Source organism: Mesorhizobium sp. P2_E7 (assembly GCF_056403855.1).
Window position 1 is genome coordinate 1011759 of record NZ_JBFUER010000001.1, and the last position, 19996, is coordinate 1031754.

Genomic DNA, 19996 nt, shown 5'->3' on the forward strand with positions numbered 1-19996 from the left:
CGTGATTTCGCCGCCTCTAGGCAACAATTTTCCAGCCCATTCATTAACGCGTTGGCGACGGAAATCGCCTAGGTCTTTTTTGGCGATCGGGACAAGGGAGTTTCAAATTGGTACGCGGTGAAAGCGGCATTGCCTTCTCAATGCCGGGCGGCGATGCGTCGGGTCCGGCCCGTTCGCGGCCGGTGGATCTGGCCCATCTGGCCCGTCAGACAATGGGCGATCGCGCCCTCGAACAAGAGGTATTGGCACTGTTCGTACAGCAGGCGCTTTCCGTCCGCGACAGAATAGTCGACGCCGATGTCAGGGAGAGGCTGCTTCTGGCACATGGGCTGAAGGGTTCGGCGCGCGGCGTCGGCGCTTTTGCCATCGCCGACTGCGCCACATTGATCGAACAGCAGCCGGAAGACACGCGCAGCCTCAAGCGCCTCGGCGCCCTGATCGAGGAAGTGCGCGATTTCATCGCCGCCATCAGTCGGTAATGGCGGCCGCTCGTCGTTGGCCACCGGCATGAATCGGCCGGGCCAGGGCGCGCTTTAGCCAGCTTTCCGAAAAAACGTCACAAAGCGGCGCTTTCGCGCCGCAGTTGACTTGTCCGGCGGAGTGATTATCTCGGCTGAGACTCCCTTCAGGTGACAAATGACCAAGCTGACCTTCATCGCCCATGACGGCACTCCTTTCGATGTCGAGGCCGAAAACGGCTCGACCGTCATGGAGAATGCGATCCGCAACGCGGTGCCGGGCATCGAGGCCGAATGCGGCGGCGCCTGCGCTTGCGCAACTTGCCATGTCTATGTCGACGAAGCCTGGACGGCGGAGGTCGGCGAGCCTGAGGCGATGGAAGAGGACATGCTGGACTTCGCCTATGACGTCCAGCCGAACTCGCGCCTGTCCTGCCAGATCAAGGTGCGAGACGCCCTTGACGGTCTTGTCGTGCGCGTGCCCGCCCGCCAGGGCTGATTTCCCGGTCCAACCGATTTTTGCCGCCGCCGCTTGGCAGCGGGCCAATGCTCATGCAGTCTCGCCCGCAGTTTGGCCCAATTCTGTCAACGAGGCTCACCTGGCATGACCGATGTAATCAAGACGGATGCACTCATTGTCGGGGCAGGGCCGGTCGGCCTGTTCGCCGTGTTCGAGCTCGGCCTCCTCGACATGAAGTGCCATTTGATCGACATCCTCGACCGGCCCGGTGGCCAATGCGCCGAGCTTTATCCGGAAAAGCCGATCTACGACATTCCGGGCTGGCCCTTGATCTCGGCGCAAGGCCTGGTCGACAAGCTGATCGAGCAGATCCATCCGTTCAAGCCTGACTTTACCTACAACCGCATGGTCTCCAGCCTGGAAAAGCTGGAGGATGGCTCCTTTCGCCTCACCACCGACGAGAATGAGGTGTTCGAGGCCAAGGTGGTGGTGATCGCCGCCGGCGGCGGCTCGTTCCAGCCCAAGCGGCCGCCCATTCCCGGCATCGAGGCCTATGAGGGCAAGAGCGTCTTCTATTCGGTGCGCCGCATGGAGGATTTCCGTGGCCACGATCTCGTCATCGTCGGCGGTGGCGATTCCGCGCTCGACTGGACGCTGAACCTGCAGCCGGTGGCAAAAAGCGTGACGCTGGTCCACCGCCGGCCGGAATTCAGGGCGGCACCCGACAGCGTCAACAAGATGTACGCCATGCAGGAGATGAAGCAGCTGGAGTTCCGCGTCGGGCAGGTGAGCGGCCTGACCGGCGCCGACGGCCAGCTGGCGTCAGCGACCATCAAGGGCGGGCCTGACGGCGACATCGAGGTGCCGTGCACGCGTATGCTGCCGTTCTTCGGCCTGACCATGAAGCTCGGCCCGATCGCCGAATGGGGGCTCAACCTGCACGAGAACCTGATTCCGGTCGACACGGAGAAATTCCAGACCTCGGTGCCCGGCATCTTCGCCGTCGGCGACATCAACTGGTACCCCGGCAAGCTGAAGCTGATCCTGTCGGGTTTTCACGAAGTGGCGCTGATGTCGCAGGCGGCCAAGCGCATCATCAGCCCCGGCGAGCGCATCGTCTTCCAGTACACCACGTCGTCGACCAGCCTGCAGAAGAAGCTCGGCGTCGTGGGGTAGATATGCCGATATTCAGGTGATGCCGGCCTGCGAACGACGGCTTCCTGCGCTTCCGGTGCTCACGTACCCAAAAGTACGCTCCGCTCCGGTTCTCGCAAGCCACCGTTCTCGACTCGGCCTGACCTGAATCTCAGCATATCTACAGAGCCGAGGATCACTCCACCAGGACGACTGGCGCCTCGGCCTCGTCGCGGCCGCGCAGTGACTTCTCCGGCATCAGCGCCAGCGTGATCAGCGCCAGGACGAGCGTGATGGCCGCGGCAAGGAAGATCATCATGAAAGGGGTCGCCGAGACGATCTGTCCGGCAGCCGGCACGCCTTCGCCGGCAAGCGGCAGGCCGTAGCCGAGCGCGACTGCGCCGAGCATCGCGACGCCGAGCGCGCTGCCCAGCGAACGCAGGAAGGTCAGCACGCCGGTGGCGACGCCGAGATGCGCACGGTCGACGGCGTTCTGCACAGACACGGTGGCGACCGGGAAGGTGGTGCCGCTTCCAAGCCCGATGCAGATGGTCAAGAGCTCGACCACCAGCAGCGAGGCGCGGCCGGCGACCATGCTGAGCACACCAAGGCAGATGATGGCGAAGAGAACGCCGACCATGGCGATGCGCTTGTAATGGAAGAAGCGCGGTATCGTGCGGCCGCTGAACGTCGCGCCGGCAACCGTGCCGAGCAGCAGGCCGAGCATGGCAAGGCCCGACTGGCTGACCGACAGGCCGATGATCGACTGCAGATAGACCGGCAGGTACACGGACAGGCCGATATTGGCGGCCTGCAGCAGGAACATCGACGCCGTGCCGGCAAGCACGATCGGATTGCTCAGCACTTCAAGCGAGATCAGCGGCTCGGCCGCACGCATCAGCCGCAGTGCAAACGCGCTCCAGAAGACGGCCGAACACGCGAGCAGGCCGAGGATCTCGCGCGAAGCCCAAGGATAGGCGCTGCCGCCCCAGTTGAGCGCCAGAAGCAGCAATGCCGTCGCTACCACCAGAAGCAGTGCTCCCAACGCGTCGATGCGGTGCCGCTTTGCCGCAACCGGCAGTTTTCGCAGCGGCTTGTTGATGATCGCCATGGCCACCAGCCCAAGCGGGATGTTGATCCAGAAGATCAGCGACCAGTGCAGATGTTCGGCAAAACCGCCGCCGAGCAGCGGTCCGGCGATGCTGGCGACGGCCCATGTGCCCGAAATCCAGGCGGCATAACGCGCCCGTTCGCGTGGCGGCACCAGATCGCCGATGACGATCTGCGCCAAAGCGAACAGGCCGCCACCGCCCGCACCCTGGATTGCCCGGCCGATGACCAGCACGAACATGTTGGGGGCCATGGCGCTGACCAGCGATCCCGCAAGGAAGATCAGGATCGCCGCATAAACGGTCGGCCGGCGGCCATAGACGTCCGAGATCTTGCCGTAGAGCGGCGCCATGGCCGTCGCCGTCAGGAGATAGCCGGTCACGATCCACGGCAGATAGTCGGCATGGCCGAGCGATCGGCCGATGGTCGGCATGGCCGGCGCGACGATGGTCTGGTCGAGCGCCGCCAGCAGCATCGACAGCAGGATGCCGGCGATGATGACGTTCTTCTCGCTCTCCGTCAGCGGCGCGGCAGGCGCCGCCATCGCCGGCTTGTCGACAGCCTGGTCCATATCAGTTCATCCACAATGCCTGGCGAGCGGCTGCAGCGCCAAACGGCCGCTCCGCTGTCCGCCGCCTCAATTGGTCTTGATCTCGTGTCTCGAAGCTCGCGTCGTGCGAGCCTGACATATGTCGTTCCCTATAGGCCGATTTCGACCCTTGCCCGAAAACTTTTCGTGACTGGCCTCATGCTTCGGCGATTTTGGCTTGTGATCAGCCGGGCGGAAGCTGGCCGTTTTCGACGCGCTGCATGCGGTAGCGCAGCAGCCGCAGGATGCGGCTTTCGAAGTTGACGCCTTCGACGCGGTCGAAGCGCAGCTGGTCCTGGTCGTGCCTGGCGAGTTCGGCCGCGGTGATCTCAGCCGCCTTCGCCTTTGCGTCGGCGCAGGTCTTTTGCGGGTAGCTGGCGTTCAGCGCGTCCTCGAGCAGACGGCCGTGATTCTTGGCGATCTCGACATGGCGCTCCTCGTGGCGCTTGATGTCCGCCGACAGCGTATCCCAGAACAGCCTGACATCGGCGTCGGCCTTGCGCGGTCGGCGCCACTGCGGAAGGATGACCTTGACCTTGACGGTGACGGCGGCCTTGGCGATGCGGCAGGAATCGGCGGTTTGCGCGTAGCTTATGCGGGTGGTGAATGCCATCTGGGTGGCGCCCGGATGCCGCATCCCGGTGCTTTTCACCTCGGGTCCATGTGTCGACAATTGTGTCTCGATGGCATCGAGCGTGCTGCCGCCGATGCCAAAATAGCTGTAGGTCTTCACCAGATTGGCCGCGCTCGCCGGCAAAACGGTCAAAGCCAGCATCAGGGCGCAGAGCAGGGGTCGTTTCATCATGTTGCCTCTTCACTCACCTTGCTTTACGGCCGTTGCCGGCGCAACGGAATTGATCTTCCACCGATCACGCATCGTTGATGGATTGCAAGTGCTCGATGAGCCACATGGTTGAAGGATAATGACGACAAGGCGATGGCAACTGGCGCATGGGCGTCATCTCGACCTTGGCGAGAAGGCCATAGTGGTCGGCATTCTCAACGTCACACCGGACAGTTTTTCCGATGGCGGGCAGTTCGTCACGCCGGACCAGGCGGTCGCGCAGGCGCGCCGCATGGTGGAAGAGGGCGCTGCCGTCATCGACATCGGCGGAGAATCGACGCGCCCCGGCGCCTCTCCCGTAACCGCTGAAGAAGAGCAGGCCCGCATCCTGCCGGTGATCGCCGCGCTCGCGGCGTCTGGTGAAGCCCTGATTTCGGTCGACACCTATCGCGAGGAGACCGCGCGCCTGGCCGTTGCCGCCGGCGCGCATATCGTCAACGATGTCTGGGGCTTGCAGCGTGAACCCGGCATTGCCCGCGTCGCCGCCGAGACCGGCGCCGGTCTGGTCATCATGCATACCGGGCGCGAGCGGCAAAAACTGTCCGATGTCATAGACGACCAGTTTTTCTTCCTCAAGGCATCACTGGAAATCGCCAAGCGCAATGGCGTCCAGGATGACCATATCGTGCTCGATGCCGGCTTCGGCTTTGCCAAGGAAACGGCGGAGGAGAACCTCGACCTGATGGCGCGGTTTTCCGAACTGATGGCGCTGGGTTTCCCCCTGATGGCCGGTACGTCCAGAAAACGCTTCATCGGCACCGTCACCGGCCGCGAAGCGCCTGAGCGCGGCGCCGGGACGGCAGCCACCAGCGTCATCCTCAGGCTCAAGGGCGCCGATCTGTTTCGCGTCCACGATGTCGCAATCAACGTGGACGCACTGGCCATGGCGGATGCTATGCTGGCGCGTGAAAAGCCGGGACACTGAGCCCAGGAAGCCAAGAAATGTACGTCATCCGCATGAAGAACTGCGCCTTCTTTGCCCGGCACGGCGTGCTGGACGAGGAGGAGGCGCTTGGCCAGCGTTTCTATGTCGATGCCGAGTTGACGGTCGAGCCCAGCCGTCCGCTCGAGGATGATTCCATCGAGGACACCGTCAATTACGGCATCGCCTTCACGGTGATTGAAAAGATCGTCACCGGACATCGCCGGTTCCTGATCGAGGCGCTGGCGCTCGAAGTGGCGAAGGCGCTGACGGCGCGGTTCCCGCAGATCAGGAGGGCCGAGATCACCGTGCGCAAACCGAACGCGCCGGTGCCCGGCGTGCTCGATTATGTCGAGGTGACCGTTGTCTGGCCCGAATAATACGGTCTATCTCAGCCTTGGCGGCAATCTCGGCGATCCGGCCGCCTCGATGGCCACGGCGCTGCGCCTGCTCGACGCCGACGACAACACGCGCGTCATCGCCGTCTCCTCGCTTTACCGCACACCGCCCTGGGGCAAGCTCGACCAGCCGGATTTCTTGAATGCAGCTGCCGAAATCTCAACCGCGCTGGCGCCAAGGGCGCTGCTCGAACTCTGCCTCGAGGCCGAGCGCAAGCTGAAGCGGGTGCGCGAGGAGCGCTGGGGGCCACGCCTGATCGATATCGACATATTGGTGTTCGGCGACCGCATCATCCACGAGACCGGGCTGGAAGTGCCGCATCCCAGGATGCTCGAGCGCGCTTTCGTGCTGGCGCCCCTGGCCGAGATCGCGCCCGAACTGGCGGTTGGCGGCCGCAGCGTGAGCGAGCGGCTCAGCGCCGTCGATACGTCAGGCATAGAGCGGCTGGCTTCCGGCCGCGACTGGTGGCTGGGTTAGCCGGAAAACCCGCCGCCATCGAGAAATGCCTGTTCGTCCGCCGTCGTCTCGCGGCCAAGCATCTTGTTCCGATGCGGGAAGCGGCCGAAACGCTTGATGATGTCGCGGTGCTCGACCGCGTATTTGATGTACTCCGGCGCGCTGGCGGTTGTGAGCTCGACCGATCTGTCCTGATCGGCTGGCGATTCCGAATGTTCGTAGGGCAAATACAGGAAGACGCGCAGGTCCTCTTCCAGCGCCATGTCGTGGCCGGCGGCGATCGCCCTGGCAGCAAAATGCCTTGCCAGCGGATCGGTGGCGTACATATGGCCGCTGCCGCGAAAGCAGTTGCGCGGAAACTGGTCGAGCAGGATCATCAGCGCCAGCGAGCCCTCGGCATGCTCCGACCAGGCATCGCATTCGCGCCGCGCGGCCGCATAATGCAGGTCGAGAAACCGGGCGCGAAAATCCGCATCGAAAGCGTCATTCTTTTCGAACCAGGCGTCTTCGCCGGCTTCGCGCCAGAATTTTGTGACGGCGAGTGCGCGCTCGTCCAATGCGGTCATCTGCCTTCCTCTGGCTGGGCGGGTTCGGATTTGTTCAACACACCGGCTGTTTCTTCATTCAGCGCCTGGCCGGGGCGGCGTGGCGGGGCGAGTGGCGTCGGTATAGGCGTGCCGATATTGCCCCTGAGGAAGCGCCGGCCAGCCCGTATGCCTTCCGCCAGCTGCGTCTCGAAGCGGTCGTTGTCGCGGCGCCGAACATCCTCGATGACGTCGGCGACGTCTTCCGGTTCGACGCCAAGCGCTTCAAGCGCCGAGCCGCCGAAGACGAGGGCCGATTCGAAGGTTTCGCGCAGCTGGAAATCCACGCCGACGCGGATGAGCGACAGCGCGGTGCCGCGATCGTAGGCGCGCGCCAGAACCGTCAGCAGCGGGAACTCCGCCTTGATCAGTTCGGCAATGTGAACGGCAGCGTCCGCCTTGTCGACGCAGATCAGCACCGCGCGTGCCCTCCCGGCGCCGGCGGCGCGCAAAATGTCGAGCCGTGTGCCGTCGCCATAATAGACCTTGAAGCCGAAATCGGCGGCCGCCTGGATCATTTCGACATCATTGTCGATGATCGACACGTCGATACCGCGCAACAAAAGCGGCTGGCTGGCAATCTGGCCGAAGCGACCGAAGCCGATGACCAGAACGCTGCCGGTCAGCCCTTCGGCGATGTCGACGCCTTCGAGCGACTGCTCGTCGCGCGGCGTCAGATATTTGAGCGCAATGATAGCCAGCGGGGTCAGCACCATGGAGATGATGATGATCGCGGTCAGCGTGGCGTTGGCCCGGCTATCGATGATGCCGACCACCGCCGCGGCGGAATAAAGCACGAAGGCGAATTCGCCGCCTTGCGCCATGAACACGGCACGCTCCAGCGCTTCGCGGTGGCCGCTCTTCAGCACGCGGGCAACGAGATAGATGCCGAGCGCCTTCATCACCATGTAGGCGACGACATAGATGGCAACGAGCCGCCAGTTGTCGACCACCACATGCAGGTCGAGCGACATGCCGACGGCGAGGAAGAACAGGCCGAGCAGGATGCCGCGGAACGGTTCGATGTCGGCTTCCAGCTGGTGGCGGAAGGTCGATTCGGACAAAAGCACGCCGGCCAGGAAGGCGCCCATCGCCATCGACAGGCCGGACAGCTGCATGACCAGCGCCGACCCCAGCACGACCAGAAGTGCGGCCGCCGTCATCACTTCGCGCGCCTTGGCGTCGGCCAGGATGCGGAAGAACGGATTGAGCAGATAGCGGCCGGCCACCACCAGCCCGACAATGGCGCCAAGGCCGATGCCGACCTCGGTCAGCCTTTGCTGCAGGGTCATCTCGGCACCGCCCGGCGCCAGGAAGGCGACCAGCGCCAGCAGCGGCACGATCGCCAGATCCTCGAGCAGCAGGACGGACACGATGCGCTGTCCCTTGGGGCTGGCCATCTCGCCGCGCTCTTCCAGCAGTTGCATGACGATCGCCGTCGAGGTCAGCACGAAGCCGGCGCCGGCAACGAAGGACTGCGCGATCGGAAATCCGCCCGCTAGTCCAACGAGAGTCAGAAGCACCGCGCAGACGCCGACCTGTAGCGCGCCGAGGCCGAAAATCTCGCGGCGCAGGCCCCACAGTCGTGACGGCTGCATCTCCAGCCCGATGATGAACAGGAACATGACGACGCCGAGTTCGGCGACATGCAGGATGGCTTCCGATTCGGAAAAGATGCGGATGCCGAACGGCCCGATGACCACGCCGGCGGCGAGATAGCCGAGGATCGAGCCCAGGCCCATGCGTTTGAAGATCGGAACGGCGACGACGCCTGCGGCAAGCAGCGCCACCACCTGAATGAGATCGCTGCCCGATGCTTCCGCTGCCATGCCTCTTGTCCCCGTGTTCAGCAGCACTCCTTGCATGCAGTTGGAGCTAGAGGCAAGGGTGGGAAGCCTGCCATGACGGGTAGGTGCCGTTGCAGCGATTCCTCCGGTGGAACAACGGTCTCCGCTTGCCTGTCGGACGCTCGGCATCTATATTTGCCAAATGCTTGACCATTCGTCCCATCCGTCTTCGCCGCCGCATATCCCGATGGATGCGCTCAGCGAAGTTCTGCAGGACTTTCGCTTGAGTGGCGTCAACTACGGCCGCTGCGAGCTCCGGCATCCGTGGAGCATAGACTTTCCACAACAACAGCTGCTGCGGTTTCATTTTGTGGGCCAGGGTCCATGCTGGATTCATACCGAAGCGCAAGGATGGCAGGAGTTGCGCGATGGCGATCTGGTGCTGCTGCCGCAAGGCATCGCCCATCGGCTGGCGAGCGCGCCGGACGTTGAGGGCGGTTCGCTCGAAGGTTGCCAGGTGATCAAGCTGGGCGGCAATGTCTGCGAAGTGGTGCGGCAGGGAACGGGCGCGACGAGCACCCTTTTCTGCGGCTCGATGGCCTTGGGCTCCTGCGCGCTCAACCCGTTGATCACGTTGATGCCGCCTCTCATCAAGGGTTGCGACGTGGCCGGCAATGACCCGATCGTCGGCCCTTTGCTGGCGGCCATGACGGTGGAGGCCGCGCAACCGCAGATGGGCAGCGCCACCATCCTGTCGCGTATGGCGGACTTGCTGACGGCTCGGCTCATCCGCTGCTGGGTCAACTGCAATGGCGCTTCGACCACCGGTTGGCTCGCAGCCATCCGCGACCCGCATATCGGCCGCGCTCTGGCAGCCATGCACCGCGACCCCGGCCACAACTGGACGCTGGGAAGCCTCGCCGGCGTGGCAGGCCAATCGCGTTCGATTTTCGCCGAGCGCTTCAGCGCTGTTTTGGGCGAGGGAGCCGCACACTATCTCGCCCGCATGCGCATGCAGCTTGCCCGCGAGCTGCTGGGGCAAAACGGCTTGTCGGTTGCCGAAGTGGCTACCCGTTTGGGCTACGATTCCGAGGCATCCTTCGCGCGCGCGTTCAAGCGCATCACCAATGTTTCGCCAGGCGTTGTGCGTCGCACAATTCCCGGACGAATAGATATGAATTTCGGATTTTAAGGTACATATCATCCGAGCGGACTCGCCTATCTAAGATCTCCAAACTTTGGAGATCCTTCCGTGACTGACACAGCATTACAGCTTGAAGACGCCGCGATCGGCCTTGACGCCGATGCGCCAACCGCGTGGAGCGCAGCCACCTGGTTCGCGGTCATTTCACTGGCGGCCACCAGCTTTGCCCTGGTGTCCGCCGAATTCCTGCCGGCGGGTCTGTTGACGCCAATGGCGCGCGATCTCGGCATCAGCGAGGGAACGGCCGGGCAGGTCGTCACCGCCACCGCTTCGGTCGGCGCCGTGACGGCCATGCTGAGCAATGTTCTCATCGGCCGATTGAACCGCAAGACCGTGCTGGTTGGCCTCATGGCCTTGGCGGTCGCTTCCAATATTCTTGCAGCGCTGGCGCCGAATTTCTGGCTGCTGCTGGTAGGCCGGGCCGGGCTCGGCATCGCTCTCAGCGCTTTCTGGGCGCTTTCGGTTGCCGTCGTCGCGAGGTTGGTTGGCGCCAATGCGACAGGTCGAGGCATGGCCATCGTCACCCTCGGCGTCTCGCTCGCCACCATTGCAGCGCCGTCGATGGGCGCATTGATCAGCGATTGGCTTGGATGGCGCAGCGCCATGGCCATGACAGCGGGGCTGGCCCTGGTTGCCATGCTGCTGCAGTTTCTCAGCCTGCCGACCTTGCCTGCAAGCGCAAGCAATAGTCTTGCCGACGTGTTTCGGCTAACGCGACGGCGCGGCATTCAACTCGGCATGCTTGCCATTGTCTTGCTGATGACCGGGCATTTCGCCGGTTCGGTCTATGTGCGCCCCTTCCTCGAACACGTGACGCTGCTTGCAACCGGGCCAATTGCGCTCGCGCTGCTCGGATTTGGCATCGCCGCTGTGGTCGGCAATATTGCCGGCGGCCGCCTGGCCGACGCCAATATCCGAATGGCTCTCGTGGTGACTGCCGCGTTGATGGCGTTTGCGGCGCTCGCTTTGGTGCTTTGGGGTGTGCACATCGGCGCTGCCTTCGGCTTCGTTACGCTTTGGGGCCTCGCCTTCGGCATGGGGCCGGTGGTGCTGCCGACCAATCTGTCCCGTGCGGCACCTGATGCGCTGGAAGCGGCGGGCAGCCTGATGGTCGTATCTTTCCAGGTCGCCATCACCATCGGCGCGGTTGTCGGCGGTTTTGTCGTGGACAACTACGGTGCCACGGCGCCCTTGACTCTCACCGCCATCCTTGCCGCATCGACAGCTTTGCTGGCGCTGCTGCAGCCTCGCAGCTGAACCCTGCTTCAACTTATGCGGCGGCCTAACTTCGGGCCGCCGCGATGTTGCAGCCGCGTTACACAAGTTTATGCGGTGAGCGCGTTGCGTTTTGCCGCAATCGGCGGCTAAGGGACGCTCGGCTTCGGCCGTTGGAAGGCAGCGACGATCAAGTTCTGCCTTTGTGAGGAGATGACTGACATGAAGAAGTTTTTGCTCGTTGGCGTGGGTGTCGCCATGCTTGCCGCATCGGCCTGCTCGAAGGCGCCTGAGTGCACGTCCGAAATGCTGACCAAGAAGGCTCAGGATGTGACGACCGCCCTGCAGGAGGCGATCACCAAGGATCCGTCCAAGGCGGCCGATCTCACCGCCAAGGTCCAGGCGGTCACCACCAAATATTCCGGCGCCACCACGGCTGCCGAGGCCTGCAAGGCTTATGACGACGTGCTTGCCGCCATCAAGGGCTGATTTCGTTTCGGGGAATTGAGAAAGGCGGTGGCTCGGATAGCCGCCGCCTTTTTTGCTGGTGTTCTAAGGGATAGCCATCGTCCGTTTGTGATCGTCGATCTCGGCGAGCAGCCAGTCCTGGAACAGGCCTGTGCCCGGCTTGTTGCCGATGCTGCGACGCTGATGCAGATAGATGCCGGCCGGATAGGTGTGGCGGGCTCGGAACGGGGCGATCAGTTTTCCCTGCTGCAGAAGATCCTGCGCCATCATCGTGTCGGCCAGCGCTATACCCGCGCCGTTTATCGCCTCGCGCATGATCAAGGTGCAGTCATCGAGGGTCGTGCTCGATTTCGGTGTGGTGTCCAACACGCCTTCCTGCTCCAGCCATCGCTTCCATCGCATAGTCTCGCATTCATGGATCAGGTGGTGATTGACCAGATCGGCGGGCGACCGCAGCGGCACCGGCCCCTCCAGCAGCGCGGGCGCGCAAACCGGGGTCAGCAACAGCGGGATCAACAGCGTTAGCGCCGGGCCGGCCTTGTAGACGAACTCGTCGACAATGGCCAAATCGAAGTTGGCCCGCTTGCCGGACGTGGAAATCTCCAGATCCACGGATGGATGCAGCCGGCGAAAGTTTGGCAACCGGTCCGCCAGCCAAAGGTTCAGAACCGCCGGTACGCACAAGACCCTGACACGTTGGGCCTTGCCGTGGCTTGGGCCGTCGGAGACGCTGACATCGTCGGTGGCGCGCCAGATCGCCTCGAATGCTTCGGAGAGGCCGCGCGCATAGTAGGACCCCCTGATGGTCGGCGTTATCTGGCGAAAGCCACGCTCGAACAGATCCTGGCCGAGATTTCGTTCAAGCGCACGGATGTGGCGGCTTACGGCCGACGGTGTCAGGTGCAATTCCTCCGCTGCATCCTTGATGCTGCCGAGGCGTGCGGCAGCCTCGAAAGCGCGCATGCCGTTGAGTGAGGGTAGCGCCATCGCCCGATCATGAATTGTCAGTTGAGTTTTTGTCAATCGACTTGGGCAAAATTGGCGTTTGATCACCTGGTCGGTTCGGGGATACGCAAGAGACAAGAGCGACCAAGTCGCCATCAGTAAACGATTATTTGGGGCCTCCGGCACCATTCCACCAACGGCAGAGACCGGCCTGATCGGTTTCCACCGCTGGCGGGCGAAGCTTTGCGCAAAGCTGCGCTAAGGCCGGGGAAAAATGGGAGAATGACTGCTTATGCCTCAATCGCCAGTGCCGGTGTTTGAAGCGGCCGACGAGATTTCCGCGGAAACCTCTGTCGTCGTGATCCTGCAAACTGCCCAGACAGGCTTTGGTCCCCGGGCAGCGGCACTGGATGTTGAGCTGAGCGGGATTTTGTCCCGTGCCTGCTCCGATACGGTCGCTCTGGCCGAATCCGGCACCTGCATCGATGTGATCGCTCCCCAGGCCGTATCGACCCGGCGCGTCATCGTTCTCGCCCTAGGCAAGGCTGAGGCCATTACGACACTCTCACTGGCACGCGCCGGCGGTCTGCTTGCCGCGCATCTCGAGGGCAAGAGCGAGTGCGTCGCCACCCTGGTCCTGGACCCGATCGCCGGCGTCGATATGCCCGGCGCGGAAATCCTGGCGCGCGTGGCGCTCGGCATGCGGCTTCGGCGCTATCGTTTCGACATGCGCAACCAACGCCAGGGAGCAGGCGCGGATCGAACCTTGCGGGTACAACTGGTCGGCGCAAGCGGCGCGGAGCTCGCCCCGGCGCTGGCGCGGACCAATGCCATCGCCGACGGCGTCGAATATGCGCGCACCCTGGTCAACCTGCCGCCGAACCATCTCCATCCCGACAATTTCCACGATCACCTCGAGCCGCTGCGCGAAGCCGGCATCGACGTCGAGATCCTCGACACGGCGAAGCTCAGGGAACTCGGAATGAATGCCATCCTGGCCGTCGGGTCAGGTTCAGTGCGGCCGCCGCGCGTTGCGGTCCTGCGCTATCGCGGCAAGGGTGCTCCCGCACAGCCGATGGCTTTCGTAGGCAAGGGTGTCTGCTTTGACTCCGGCGGCCTCTGCATCAAGCGCGGCGAGCAGATGTTCGACATGAAGGCCGACATGGGTGGCGCGGCGGCAGTGGTTGGTCTGCTGATCGCGCTTGCCCGGCAAGGCAGTCCGGTGCATGCCGTCGGCGTTCTGGGCATCGCCGAGAACATGCCGTCCGGCACCGCGCTCAAGCCGCGCGACATCATCACCACGGCCTCCGGACAGACCGTGGAAGTGTTCGACACCGACGCGGAAGGACGGCTGATCCTGGCCGACTGCCTTTACTATGCAGCTACGCGCTTCAACCCCTCCGTGATCGTCGATCTGGCGACGCTGACCTATTCGGTGATGCGTGGCCTCGGATCGATATTCGCCGGCCTGTTCAGCACCGACAACGCCATCGCGACGCAGATGATCGCGGCAGGAGAAACGGTCGGTGAGCGGTTCTGGCAGTTGCCGCTCGACCGCGCCTACGATGAGGGCTTGCAATCGCCATTCGCCGATATCCGGCACCACGCCAAGGACATGGAAGATGGCGACGCGCCCTATGCGGCGGCGTTCCTGCGCCACTTCACCGAGGATCGGCCCTGGGTGCATCTCGACATAGCCGGCAAGGAAATGGCCGACAAGGATCAGCCGCTCGGCCGGGAAGGCGCCACGGCGTTCGGCGTGCAGATGCTGGAAGAATGGGTGCAAACCAGCCGCAAGGTGAACTAGGCCCAACAACAAGATGCCTTCAAACATGCAAGGAGCCGGGATGTCGTCTGAGATCAGTGGTAGGCAGAGGCGGGCCGCCTTCGGCAACTACGAAACCTGGTATCGTATCTCCGGCGACCTCGACGCCGACAAAGCCCCGGTGGTGATCCTGCATGGTGGCCCGGGCGCCGCCCACAATTATGTCGATGCCTACAAGCTTCTTGCCCGCCGCGGCCGCGCCGTCATCCACTACGACCAGTTGGGCTGCGGCAACTCCACCTTGCTGCCGCAGAAGGGCGCCGATTTCTGGACGCCCAAGCTCTTCATCGACGAGCTTGAAAACCTTGTCGACCATCTCGGCATCCGGTCCGGCTTCCATGTCCTCGGTCAGAGCTGGGGCGGCATGCTAGGCGCCGAATATGGGGTAACGCGACCGAAAGGCCTGAAGTCGTTGACCATCGCCAACTCGCCGGCTTCCATGAAGCTGTGGGTCGAAGAAGCCAACCGGCTGCGCGCCGACCTGCCCGTGGATGTCCAGGAGACGCTGACCCGCCACGAGCAGGCCGGCACGACGGACGATCCGGCCTACCAGGAAGCGACGATGCGGTTCTACGAACGGCATGTCTGCCGCGTGCCTTTTCCGCCCGAAGTGACGGAGACCTTCGCCCAGATCGCACGCAATCCGACCGTCTATCATGTCATGAACGGGCCAAACGAGTTTCACGTCATCGGAACGCTGAAGAACTGGAGCATCGTCGATCGACTGCCGGCCATCGATGTTCCGACGTTGATCATATCAGGTCGCTATGACGAGGCCACGCCAGCGACCGTGCAGCCCTTCAAGGACGGCATAAAAGGATCGCACTGGGAGATATTCGAGCATTCCAGCCACATGCCGCATGTCGAGGAGCAAGAGGCGTGCATGCGGGTGGTGGGAGACTTTCTGGACGACAACGACAACTGAGAAAAAAGGGGAATAAAACATGAAGAAACTGCTTTTTGCGGCGTCAGCCGCTTCATTGCTGGCCGCCACATGGCTGGCCCCGGCGCAGGCCGAATATCTCAAGGAGCATAGAGGCGGCACCATCCGCCTTCTCGCCCGCTCGGCGGCGGGAACGCTCGATCCGCACATCAACTACACCGACCAGGGTTGGCAGATGTACCAGCCGATCTATGACGGCCTGGTGGCCTTCCGCAAAGCCGAAGGCATGGACGGCTTCACCATCGTCCCCGATCTGGCCGAGGCGCTGCCTGTGGTTACGAATGACGGCAAGACCTTCACCTTCAAGCTGCGCAAGGGCATCAAGTTCTCCAGCGGCCAGGATCTTGGCGTCAAGGACGTCGTTGCCTCCCTCCAGCGCATCTTCAAGATTTCCGGACCGACCTCAGGCACCTTCTATGCCGGCATCGTCGGCGCCGACAAATGCCTGGCCGACACCAAGAGCTGCACGCTGGAAGGCGGCGTTGTCGGTGACGAAGCCGCCGGTACCATCACCATCAACATCACCAAGCCGGATGCCGAGCTGCTCTACAAGCTCGCTTTGCCTCACGCAGTGGTTCTGCCGGCCGACACGCCCGCCGAAGACATGGGCTCCAAGCCCATCCCCAGCACCGGTGCGTATATGATCTCCGCCTTCGACCCCAACAAGGGCATGACGGTGTCGCGCAATCCCAATTTCAAGCAGTGGAGCGAGGAAGTCCAGCCCGACGGTTATCCGGATGTCGTACAATATGATTTCGGCCTGTCCGAGGAAGCAGCGGTCTCGGCGATCCAAAACGGCGAGGCGGACTGGATGTTCGACGCGCTGCCGAGCGATCGCCTGGGCGAACTTGGCAGCAAGTCCATGGACCAGTTGCACATCTCGCCGCTGTCAGCATGGTGGTATGCGCCGTTGAACAACCGACTGGCACCCTTCGACAACGAAAAAGCGCGCCAGGCTGTTGCCTACGCAGTCGACCGCAACACGCTGGTCAAGCTGTTCGGCGGCAAGGTGCTGGCCTCGCCGGTCTGCCAGGTCCTGCCGCCGGATTTCCCCGGCCATGAGGATTATTGCCCCTTCACCAAGAACCCCGGCGCCAAATGGTCGGCGCCCGATCTCGACAAGGCAAAGCAGCTCGTCGAGGAATCCGGCACCAAGGGCCAGAAGGTGACCATCATCGCCGAGGACACCGCCATCTCACGCTCCATCGGTGTCTATCTGCAGAGCGTGCTGACCAGCATCGGCTATGTCGCCGACGTCAAACCGATCTCGTCCAACATCCAGTTCACCTACATCCAGAACACCAACAACAAGGTGCAGATGTCCATCACCCAGTGGTACAAGGACTATCCCGCGGCTTCCGACTTCCTGAACATCTTGTTCTCCTGCGCTTCCTTCCGTGAAGGGTCGGACGCTTCAATCAACATCGCCGGCTTCTGCGACAAGGATATCGACGCCAAGATGCAGAAGGCGCTCGATCTCGGTGTGACCGATCAGAAGGCTGCCGACAAATTGTGGGCCGAAATCGACCGGGAGGTCACCGATAAGGCGCCGGCCGTTGGCCTCTTCACGCCGAAGCGACTTGACTTCGTCAGCAAACGGGTTGGCAATTTCAAGTTCAACCGGCAGTTCAACTGGATGATCACCCAGTCCTGGGTACAGTAATGGCCTGGGTGCAGTAACGAACTGCGGAGAGGCACGGCCGTGTCGAACCAAGCCATCGCCATGCCGCGCAAGACGCGAGGGCCCTGGGCCGTCGCGTTTGCAAAGCTGGCAACGGACAGGGCTGCGATGGCATCCCTGGCCGTATTCCTCCTCATCGTCCTTGCCTGCCTCAGCGCGCCTCTCTACGCGAAATGGGCGGGCACGGACCCCTTCGCTTCGACGCTCGACGCCGTCATCCAGATCGACGGCGTCGACGTCCCCGTGATGGAGCAGTCGACGGAGGGGCTTGGTCTTGGCTACACGCCGATCGGTCCGACCTGGCGGCTCGGCAACTATTTCCTTGGCGCCGACAGCCAGGGCCGCGATGTCATGGCCCGTATGCTCTATGGCGGGCTGAGTTCGCTGCTGATCTCCGGCGCAGCCACCATCTTCACGCTGATCATCGGCACGCTGGCAGGGCTGATCGCCGGCTATTTCGGCGGCATCACCGATACCGTGCTGTCGCGCTTTCTGGATGTGCTTTGGGCATTTCCGATCTATCTGCTGGCGATATCGCTTTCCATCGTCACCATCGCGCAGGGCATCTCGATCGGGCCGATCGAGATCGAGTCCGGCAGTCTGTGGCTGCCGGTCATCATCATCGGCATTGTCTACGTGCCCTATGTGGCGCGCCCCATACGCGGCCAGGTTCTGTCGCTTCGACACAGCGAATTCGTGTTCGCCGCGATCAATCTGGGTGTGCCGGGATGGCGCATCCTGTGGCGCGACATCCTGCCCAACATCACCACCACGCTGATCGTCTTCGTGCCATTGATGATGGCGCTGAACATGCTGACGGAATCGGCGCTCTCCTTCCTGTCGATCGGTGTCCAGCCGCCGGCCGCAAGCTGGGGCACCATCATCCAGGACGGACAGGCGCTGCTTTACACGCGCCCGCTGGTGGCGCTGGTGCCGGGCCTGGCAATCGCGGTGTCCGTCATGGTGCTGAACGTCTTCGGCGACGGCCTGCGCGACGCGCTCGACCCGCGCTCCAAGGTACGGCTGGGGCGCGATTGATGATCTACGCCATCCTGCGCCGCTTCGGTCAGATGCTGTTCGTGATGTTCGGCATCTCGGTCATCGTCTTCCTGATTTTCTTTGCCACGCCGGGCGCCGACCCGGCGGCGCGCATTGCCGGCCGTAATGCATCGCCCGAGGTGCTGGAAGCGGTGCGGCACAGCTTCGGCTTCGACCAGCCGCTCTACGTCCAATACGTGAAGATGATGGAGAAGATCTTCGTCACCGGCGACCTGACCTCCTTCGTCAACCGCGGCTGGAAGGTGGTGCCGGCAGTCATGGATTCTATTCCCGTCACGCTCTCGCTGGTGTTTGGGGCGGCGATCCTGTGGGTGGTTGTCTCCATCATCATCGGAATCGTTGCCGCCGCCACCCGCGGCAGCTGGCTGGACAAGCTTCTGATGGCGCTGGGACTTCTCGGCATTTCCATGCCAGTCTACTGGCTGGGCGAGGTGATGAACCTGATCACCCAGAGCCGCTACCACGACAGCTGGGCGTTCTCCTGGGTGCCGCCGCTCGGCTACAAGAATTTCTCCGACGATCCGAAGGGCTGGTTCCTGACCCTGGTCATTCCCTGGATCACGTTGGCCATCCTCTACATCGGCATTTACGGGCGCGTCCTGCGCGCGGCCATCATCGAATCCATGCAGGAAGACTATATCCGCACCGCCCGTGCCAAGGGCCTGTCGGAAACGCGCATCCTGCTGCGCCATGCCTTGCGCACCTCGCTGATTGCCTTCGTCACCCTGTTCGGCCTGGATTTCGGCGCGCTGGTGGGCGGTTCCGCGTTGCTGACGGAGGTGGTGTTCGGACTGCATGGCATCGGCAAGCTCACCTATGACGCGCTGCAGAACCTTGATCTACCGATGATCATGGCAACGGTGATGTATGCCTCCATGTTCGTTGTCATCGCCAACGCGGTCGTCGATTTCGTCTACATCCTTCTCGATCCGCGCCTGAGGACATCATGATACTGTCGGTGCGCGACCTCAGAGTATCCTTCCGCACCAATGACGGCCTGGTGCGCGCCATCGATGGCGTTTCCTTCGACCTCGAAGAGAGCGAGATCCTCGGCGTCGTCGGCGAATCCGGTTCGGGCAAGACGGTGTCGCTGCTGGCGGTGATGGGCCTCATCACCGACCCCAACGCCATCATCGAGGGGTCTATCCGCTACAAGGGCCGCGAACTGGTGGGACTACCGGCGCGCGAACTCAGGCGCCTGCGCGGCAACGAGATCGCGATGATCTTCCAGGACCCGATGACAGCGCTGACGCCGGTCTACACGGTCGGCTGGCAGATCGCCGAGCAGATCCGGGCGCATCAAAATATCAGCAAATCCAAGGCGATGGCGCGCGTCGAGGAACTGCTGGCCGAGGTGAATTTTCCCAACCCGCACGAGGCCATGTCGCGCTATCCGCACCAGCTTTCCGGCGGCATGCGCCAGCGGGCGGTGATCGCCATGGCCCTGTCCTGCAACCCGGCGCTGCTGGTCGCGGACGAGCCGACCACGGCCCTCGACGTGACGGTACAGGCCGGCATTCTTGACCTCGTGCGCAAGCTGCGCGCGACGCACAAATCGGCGGTTGTCTTCATCACCCATGACATGGGCGTGGTCTCCGAACTCGCCGACCGGGTGATGGTCATGTATGCCGGCCGGGTGGTGGAGCGCGGCAGCCGCATGGAGCTATTCTCCGACCCGCGACACCCCTATACGCGCGCGCTGCTCGGTTCGATCCCGCCGCTGACCGGCGAGAAACCACGCCGCCTGCCGGCCATTCCGGGCTCGCCGCCATCGCTGCTGCGCTTGCCGCAAGGCTGCGCTTTCGGCCCGCGTTGCCCGGTTCAGTATGAGCCCTGTGTGTCCGGCAAGCCCGACCTTGGCGCCAGCACCCATGCCGCGGCGTGCTTCCGGGTGGCGCAGGCATGAGCGGACC

At 63.1% G+C, this 19996-nt stretch carries 20 protein-coding genes; 15 read left to right on the forward strand and 5 right to left on the reverse strand.

Features of this window, described 5'->3' with window-relative positions; all coding sequences use genetic code 11:
- The first annotated feature begins 140 nt into the window (after window positions 1-140).
- From AC1DYC_RS05100 to AC1DYC_RS05110, 3 genes are all read left to right on the forward strand, one after another.
- Complete coding sequence (locus tag AC1DYC_RS05100; RefSeq protein WP_477408179.1) at window positions 141-479, forward strand: Hpt domain-containing protein; 339 nt, start codon at window positions 141-143, stop codon at window positions 477-479.
- A 157-nt stretch (window positions 480-636) separates the two neighbouring features.
- Window positions 637-957, forward strand: a complete 321-nt coding sequence (locus tag AC1DYC_RS05105) for a 2Fe-2S iron-sulfur cluster-binding protein (protein WP_023707481.1) — start codon at window positions 637-639, stop codon at window positions 955-957.
- Between the two features lie 105 nt (window positions 958-1062).
- Complete coding sequence (locus AC1DYC_RS05110; protein ID WP_477404482.1) at window positions 1063-2094, forward strand: NAD(P)/FAD-dependent oxidoreductase; 1032 nt, start codon at window positions 1063-1065, stop codon at window positions 2092-2094.
- Between the two features lie 154 nt (window positions 2095-2248).
- Here the strand turns inward: AC1DYC_RS05110 and AC1DYC_RS05115 are convergent, their stop codons facing one another.
- Both AC1DYC_RS05115 and AC1DYC_RS05120 read right to left on the reverse strand, forming a co-directional pair.
- Window positions 2249-3733, reverse strand: coding sequence for an MDR family MFS transporter (locus AC1DYC_RS05115; protein WP_477404484.1), 1485 nt, complete (start codon window positions 3731-3733; stop codon window positions 2249-2251).
- Window positions 3734-3935: 202 nt separating this feature from the next.
- A complete protein-coding gene (locus AC1DYC_RS05120) occupies window positions 3936-4556 on the reverse strand; it encodes a DUF922 domain-containing Zn-dependent protease (protein WP_477404486.1) in 621 nt (206 codons plus the stop codon).
- 118 nt (window positions 4557-4674) lie between these two features.
- On the opposite strand from AC1DYC_RS05120, the gene folP reads away from it, so the two are divergent.
- The 3 genes from folP to folK are packed head-to-tail and all read left to right on the forward strand — an operon-like array spanning window position 4675 to window position 6393.
- On the forward strand, window positions 4675-5520 hold the full coding sequence (folP, locus tag AC1DYC_RS05125; RefSeq protein WP_477404488.1) for a dihydropteroate synthase: 846 nt from the start codon (window positions 4675-4677) through the stop codon (window positions 5518-5520).
- Between the two features lie 17 nt (window positions 5521-5537).
- A complete protein-coding gene (gene folB, locus AC1DYC_RS05130) occupies window positions 5538-5897 on the forward strand; it encodes a dihydroneopterin aldolase (RefSeq protein ID WP_352586785.1) in 360 nt (119 codons plus the stop codon).
- Window positions 5881-6393 (forward strand): 2-amino-4-hydroxy-6-hydroxymethyldihydropteridine diphosphokinase, encoded by a 513-nt coding sequence (gene folK / locus AC1DYC_RS05135; protein ID WP_477404490.1) that lies wholly within the window; start codon window positions 5881-5883, stop codon window positions 6391-6393. Before folB ends, folK begins: the two co-directional genes overlap by 17 nt.
- Here the strand turns inward: folK and AC1DYC_RS05140 are convergent.
- A complete protein-coding gene (locus AC1DYC_RS05140; protein ID WP_477404491.1) occupies window positions 6390-6938 on the reverse strand; it encodes a DUF924 family protein in 549 nt (182 codons plus the stop codon). The genes folK and AC1DYC_RS05140 overlap by 4 nt on opposite strands.
- Entirely contained in the window at window positions 6935-8785 is a 1851-nt protein-coding gene (locus tag AC1DYC_RS05145; RefSeq protein ID WP_477404493.1) for a monovalent cation:proton antiporter-2 (CPA2) family protein, read from the reverse strand. The genes AC1DYC_RS05140 and AC1DYC_RS05145 overlap by 4 nt, the downstream gene beginning before the upstream one ends.
- Window positions 8786-8945: 160 nt before the next feature.
- On the opposite strand from AC1DYC_RS05145, the gene AC1DYC_RS05150 reads away from it, so the two are divergent.
- From AC1DYC_RS05150 to AC1DYC_RS05160, 3 genes are all read left to right on the forward strand, one after another.
- Window positions 8946-9935 (forward strand): AraC family transcriptional regulator, encoded by a 990-nt coding sequence (locus tag AC1DYC_RS05150; RefSeq protein ID WP_477404495.1) that lies wholly within the window; start codon window positions 8946-8948, stop codon window positions 9933-9935.
- Between the two features lie 60 nt (window positions 9936-9995).
- The gene (locus AC1DYC_RS05155) at window positions 9996-11204 is read left to right on the forward strand and encodes an MFS transporter (RefSeq protein WP_477404497.1); all 1209 of its coding nucleotides are present in this window, start codon (window positions 9996-9998) and stop codon (window positions 11202-11204) included.
- A gap of 180 nt (window positions 11205-11384) precedes the next feature.
- Window positions 11385-11651, forward strand: a complete 267-nt coding sequence (locus AC1DYC_RS05160) for a hypothetical protein (RefSeq protein ID WP_477284470.1) — start codon at window positions 11385-11387, stop codon at window positions 11649-11651.
- Window positions 11652-11714: 63 nt separating this feature from the next.
- On the opposite strand, the gene AC1DYC_RS05165 is transcribed toward AC1DYC_RS05160, so the two are convergent.
- Window positions 11715-12764, reverse strand: coding sequence for a LysR family transcriptional regulator (locus AC1DYC_RS05165; protein WP_477404499.1), 1050 nt, complete (start codon window positions 12762-12764; stop codon window positions 11715-11717).
- A gap of 103 nt (window positions 12765-12867) precedes the next feature.
- Here AC1DYC_RS05165 and AC1DYC_RS05170 point away from each other — a divergent pair, with 103 nt between their 5' ends.
- The 6 genes from AC1DYC_RS05170 to AC1DYC_RS05195 are packed head-to-tail and all read left to right on the forward strand — an operon-like array spanning window position 12868 to window position 19989.
- Window positions 12868-14382 (forward strand): leucyl aminopeptidase, encoded by a 1515-nt coding sequence (locus AC1DYC_RS05170; protein WP_477404501.1) that lies wholly within the window; start codon window positions 12868-12870, stop codon window positions 14380-14382.
- A gap of 40 nt (window positions 14383-14422) precedes the next feature.
- The gene (locus AC1DYC_RS05175) at window positions 14423-15325 is read left to right on the forward strand and encodes a proline iminopeptidase-family hydrolase (RefSeq protein ID WP_352586798.1); all 903 of its coding nucleotides are present in this window, start codon (window positions 14423-14425) and stop codon (window positions 15323-15325) included.
- A gap of 19 nt (window positions 15326-15344) precedes the next feature.
- Window positions 15345-17006, forward strand: a complete 1662-nt coding sequence (locus AC1DYC_RS05180) for an ABC transporter substrate-binding protein (protein WP_477404503.1) — start codon at window positions 15345-15347, stop codon at window positions 17004-17006.
- A gap of 39 nt (window positions 17007-17045) precedes the next feature.
- Window positions 17046-18062: an ABC transporter permease gene (locus tag AC1DYC_RS05185; RefSeq protein ID WP_477401249.1), complete on the forward strand. Its 1017-nt coding sequence runs from the start codon at window positions 17046-17048 to the stop codon at window positions 18060-18062.
- Entirely contained in the window at window positions 18062-19033 is a 972-nt protein-coding gene (locus tag AC1DYC_RS05190) for an ABC transporter permease (RefSeq protein WP_477401251.1), read from the forward strand. The genes AC1DYC_RS05185 and AC1DYC_RS05190 overlap by 1 nt, the downstream gene beginning before the upstream one ends.
- Window positions 19030-19989 (forward strand): ABC transporter ATP-binding protein, encoded by a 960-nt coding sequence (locus AC1DYC_RS05195; RefSeq protein ID WP_477404505.1) that lies wholly within the window; start codon window positions 19030-19032, stop codon window positions 19987-19989. Before AC1DYC_RS05190 ends, AC1DYC_RS05195 begins: the two co-directional genes overlap by 4 nt.
- Window positions 19990-19996 lie beyond the last annotated feature (7 nt).

What these genes read in the sequence shown, in the direction of transcription:
- AC1DYC_RS05100 (WP_477408179.1), top strand. Translation starts at nt 141, where the DNA reads ATGCCGGGCGGCGATGCGTCGGGTCCGGCCCGTTCGCGGCCGGTGGAT.
- AC1DYC_RS05105 (WP_023707481.1), top strand. Translation starts at nt 637, where the DNA reads ATGACCAAGCTGACCTTCATCGCCCATGACGGCACTCCTTTCGATGTC.
- AC1DYC_RS05110 (WP_477404482.1), top strand. Translation starts at nt 1,063, where the DNA reads ATGACCGATGTAATCAAGACGGATGCACTCATTGTCGGGGCAGGGCCG.
- AC1DYC_RS05115 (WP_477404484.1), bottom strand. Translation starts at nt 3,733, where the DNA reads ATGGACCAGGCTGTCGACAAGCCGGCGATGGCGGCGCCTGCCGCGCCG.
- AC1DYC_RS05120 (WP_477404486.1), bottom strand. Translation starts at nt 4,556, where the DNA reads ATGATGAAACGACCCCTGCTCTGCGCCCTGATGCTGGCTTTGACCGTT.
- folP (WP_477404488.1), top strand. Translation starts at nt 4,675, where the DNA reads ATGACGACAAGGCGATGGCAACTGGCGCATGGGCGTCATCTCGACCTT.
- folB (WP_352586785.1), top strand. Translation starts at nt 5,538, where the DNA reads ATGTACGTCATCCGCATGAAGAACTGCGCCTTCTTTGCCCGGCACGGC.
- AC1DYC_RS05140 (WP_477404491.1), bottom strand. Translation starts at nt 6,938, where the DNA reads ATGACCGCATTGGACGAGCGCGCACTCGCCGTCACAAAATTCTGGCGC.
- AC1DYC_RS05145 (WP_477404493.1), bottom strand. Translation starts at nt 8,785, where the DNA reads ATGGCAGCGGAAGCATCGGGCAGCGATCTCATTCAGGTGGTGGCGCTG.
- AC1DYC_RS05150 (WP_477404495.1), top strand. Translation starts at nt 8,946, where the DNA reads ATGCTTGACCATTCGTCCCATCCGTCTTCGCCGCCGCATATCCCGATG.
- AC1DYC_RS05160 (WP_477284470.1), top strand. Translation starts at nt 11,385, where the DNA reads ATGAAGAAGTTTTTGCTCGTTGGCGTGGGTGTCGCCATGCTTGCCGCA.
- AC1DYC_RS05165 (WP_477404499.1), bottom strand. Translation starts at nt 12,764, where the DNA reads ATGGTGCCGGAGGCCCCAAATAATCGTTTACTGATGGCGACTTGGTCG.
- AC1DYC_RS05170 (WP_477404501.1), top strand. Translation starts at nt 12,868, where the DNA reads ATGCCTCAATCGCCAGTGCCGGTGTTTGAAGCGGCCGACGAGATTTCC.
- AC1DYC_RS05175 (WP_352586798.1), top strand. Translation starts at nt 14,423, where the DNA reads ATGTCGTCTGAGATCAGTGGTAGGCAGAGGCGGGCCGCCTTCGGCAAC.
- AC1DYC_RS05180 (WP_477404503.1), top strand. Translation starts at nt 15,345, where the DNA reads ATGAAGAAACTGCTTTTTGCGGCGTCAGCCGCTTCATTGCTGGCCGCC.
- AC1DYC_RS05190 (WP_477401251.1), top strand. Translation starts at nt 18,062, where the DNA reads ATGATCTACGCCATCCTGCGCCGCTTCGGTCAGATGCTGTTCGTGATG.
- AC1DYC_RS05195 (WP_477404505.1), top strand. Translation starts at nt 19,030, where the DNA reads ATGATACTGTCGGTGCGCGACCTCAGAGTATCCTTCCGCACCAATGAC.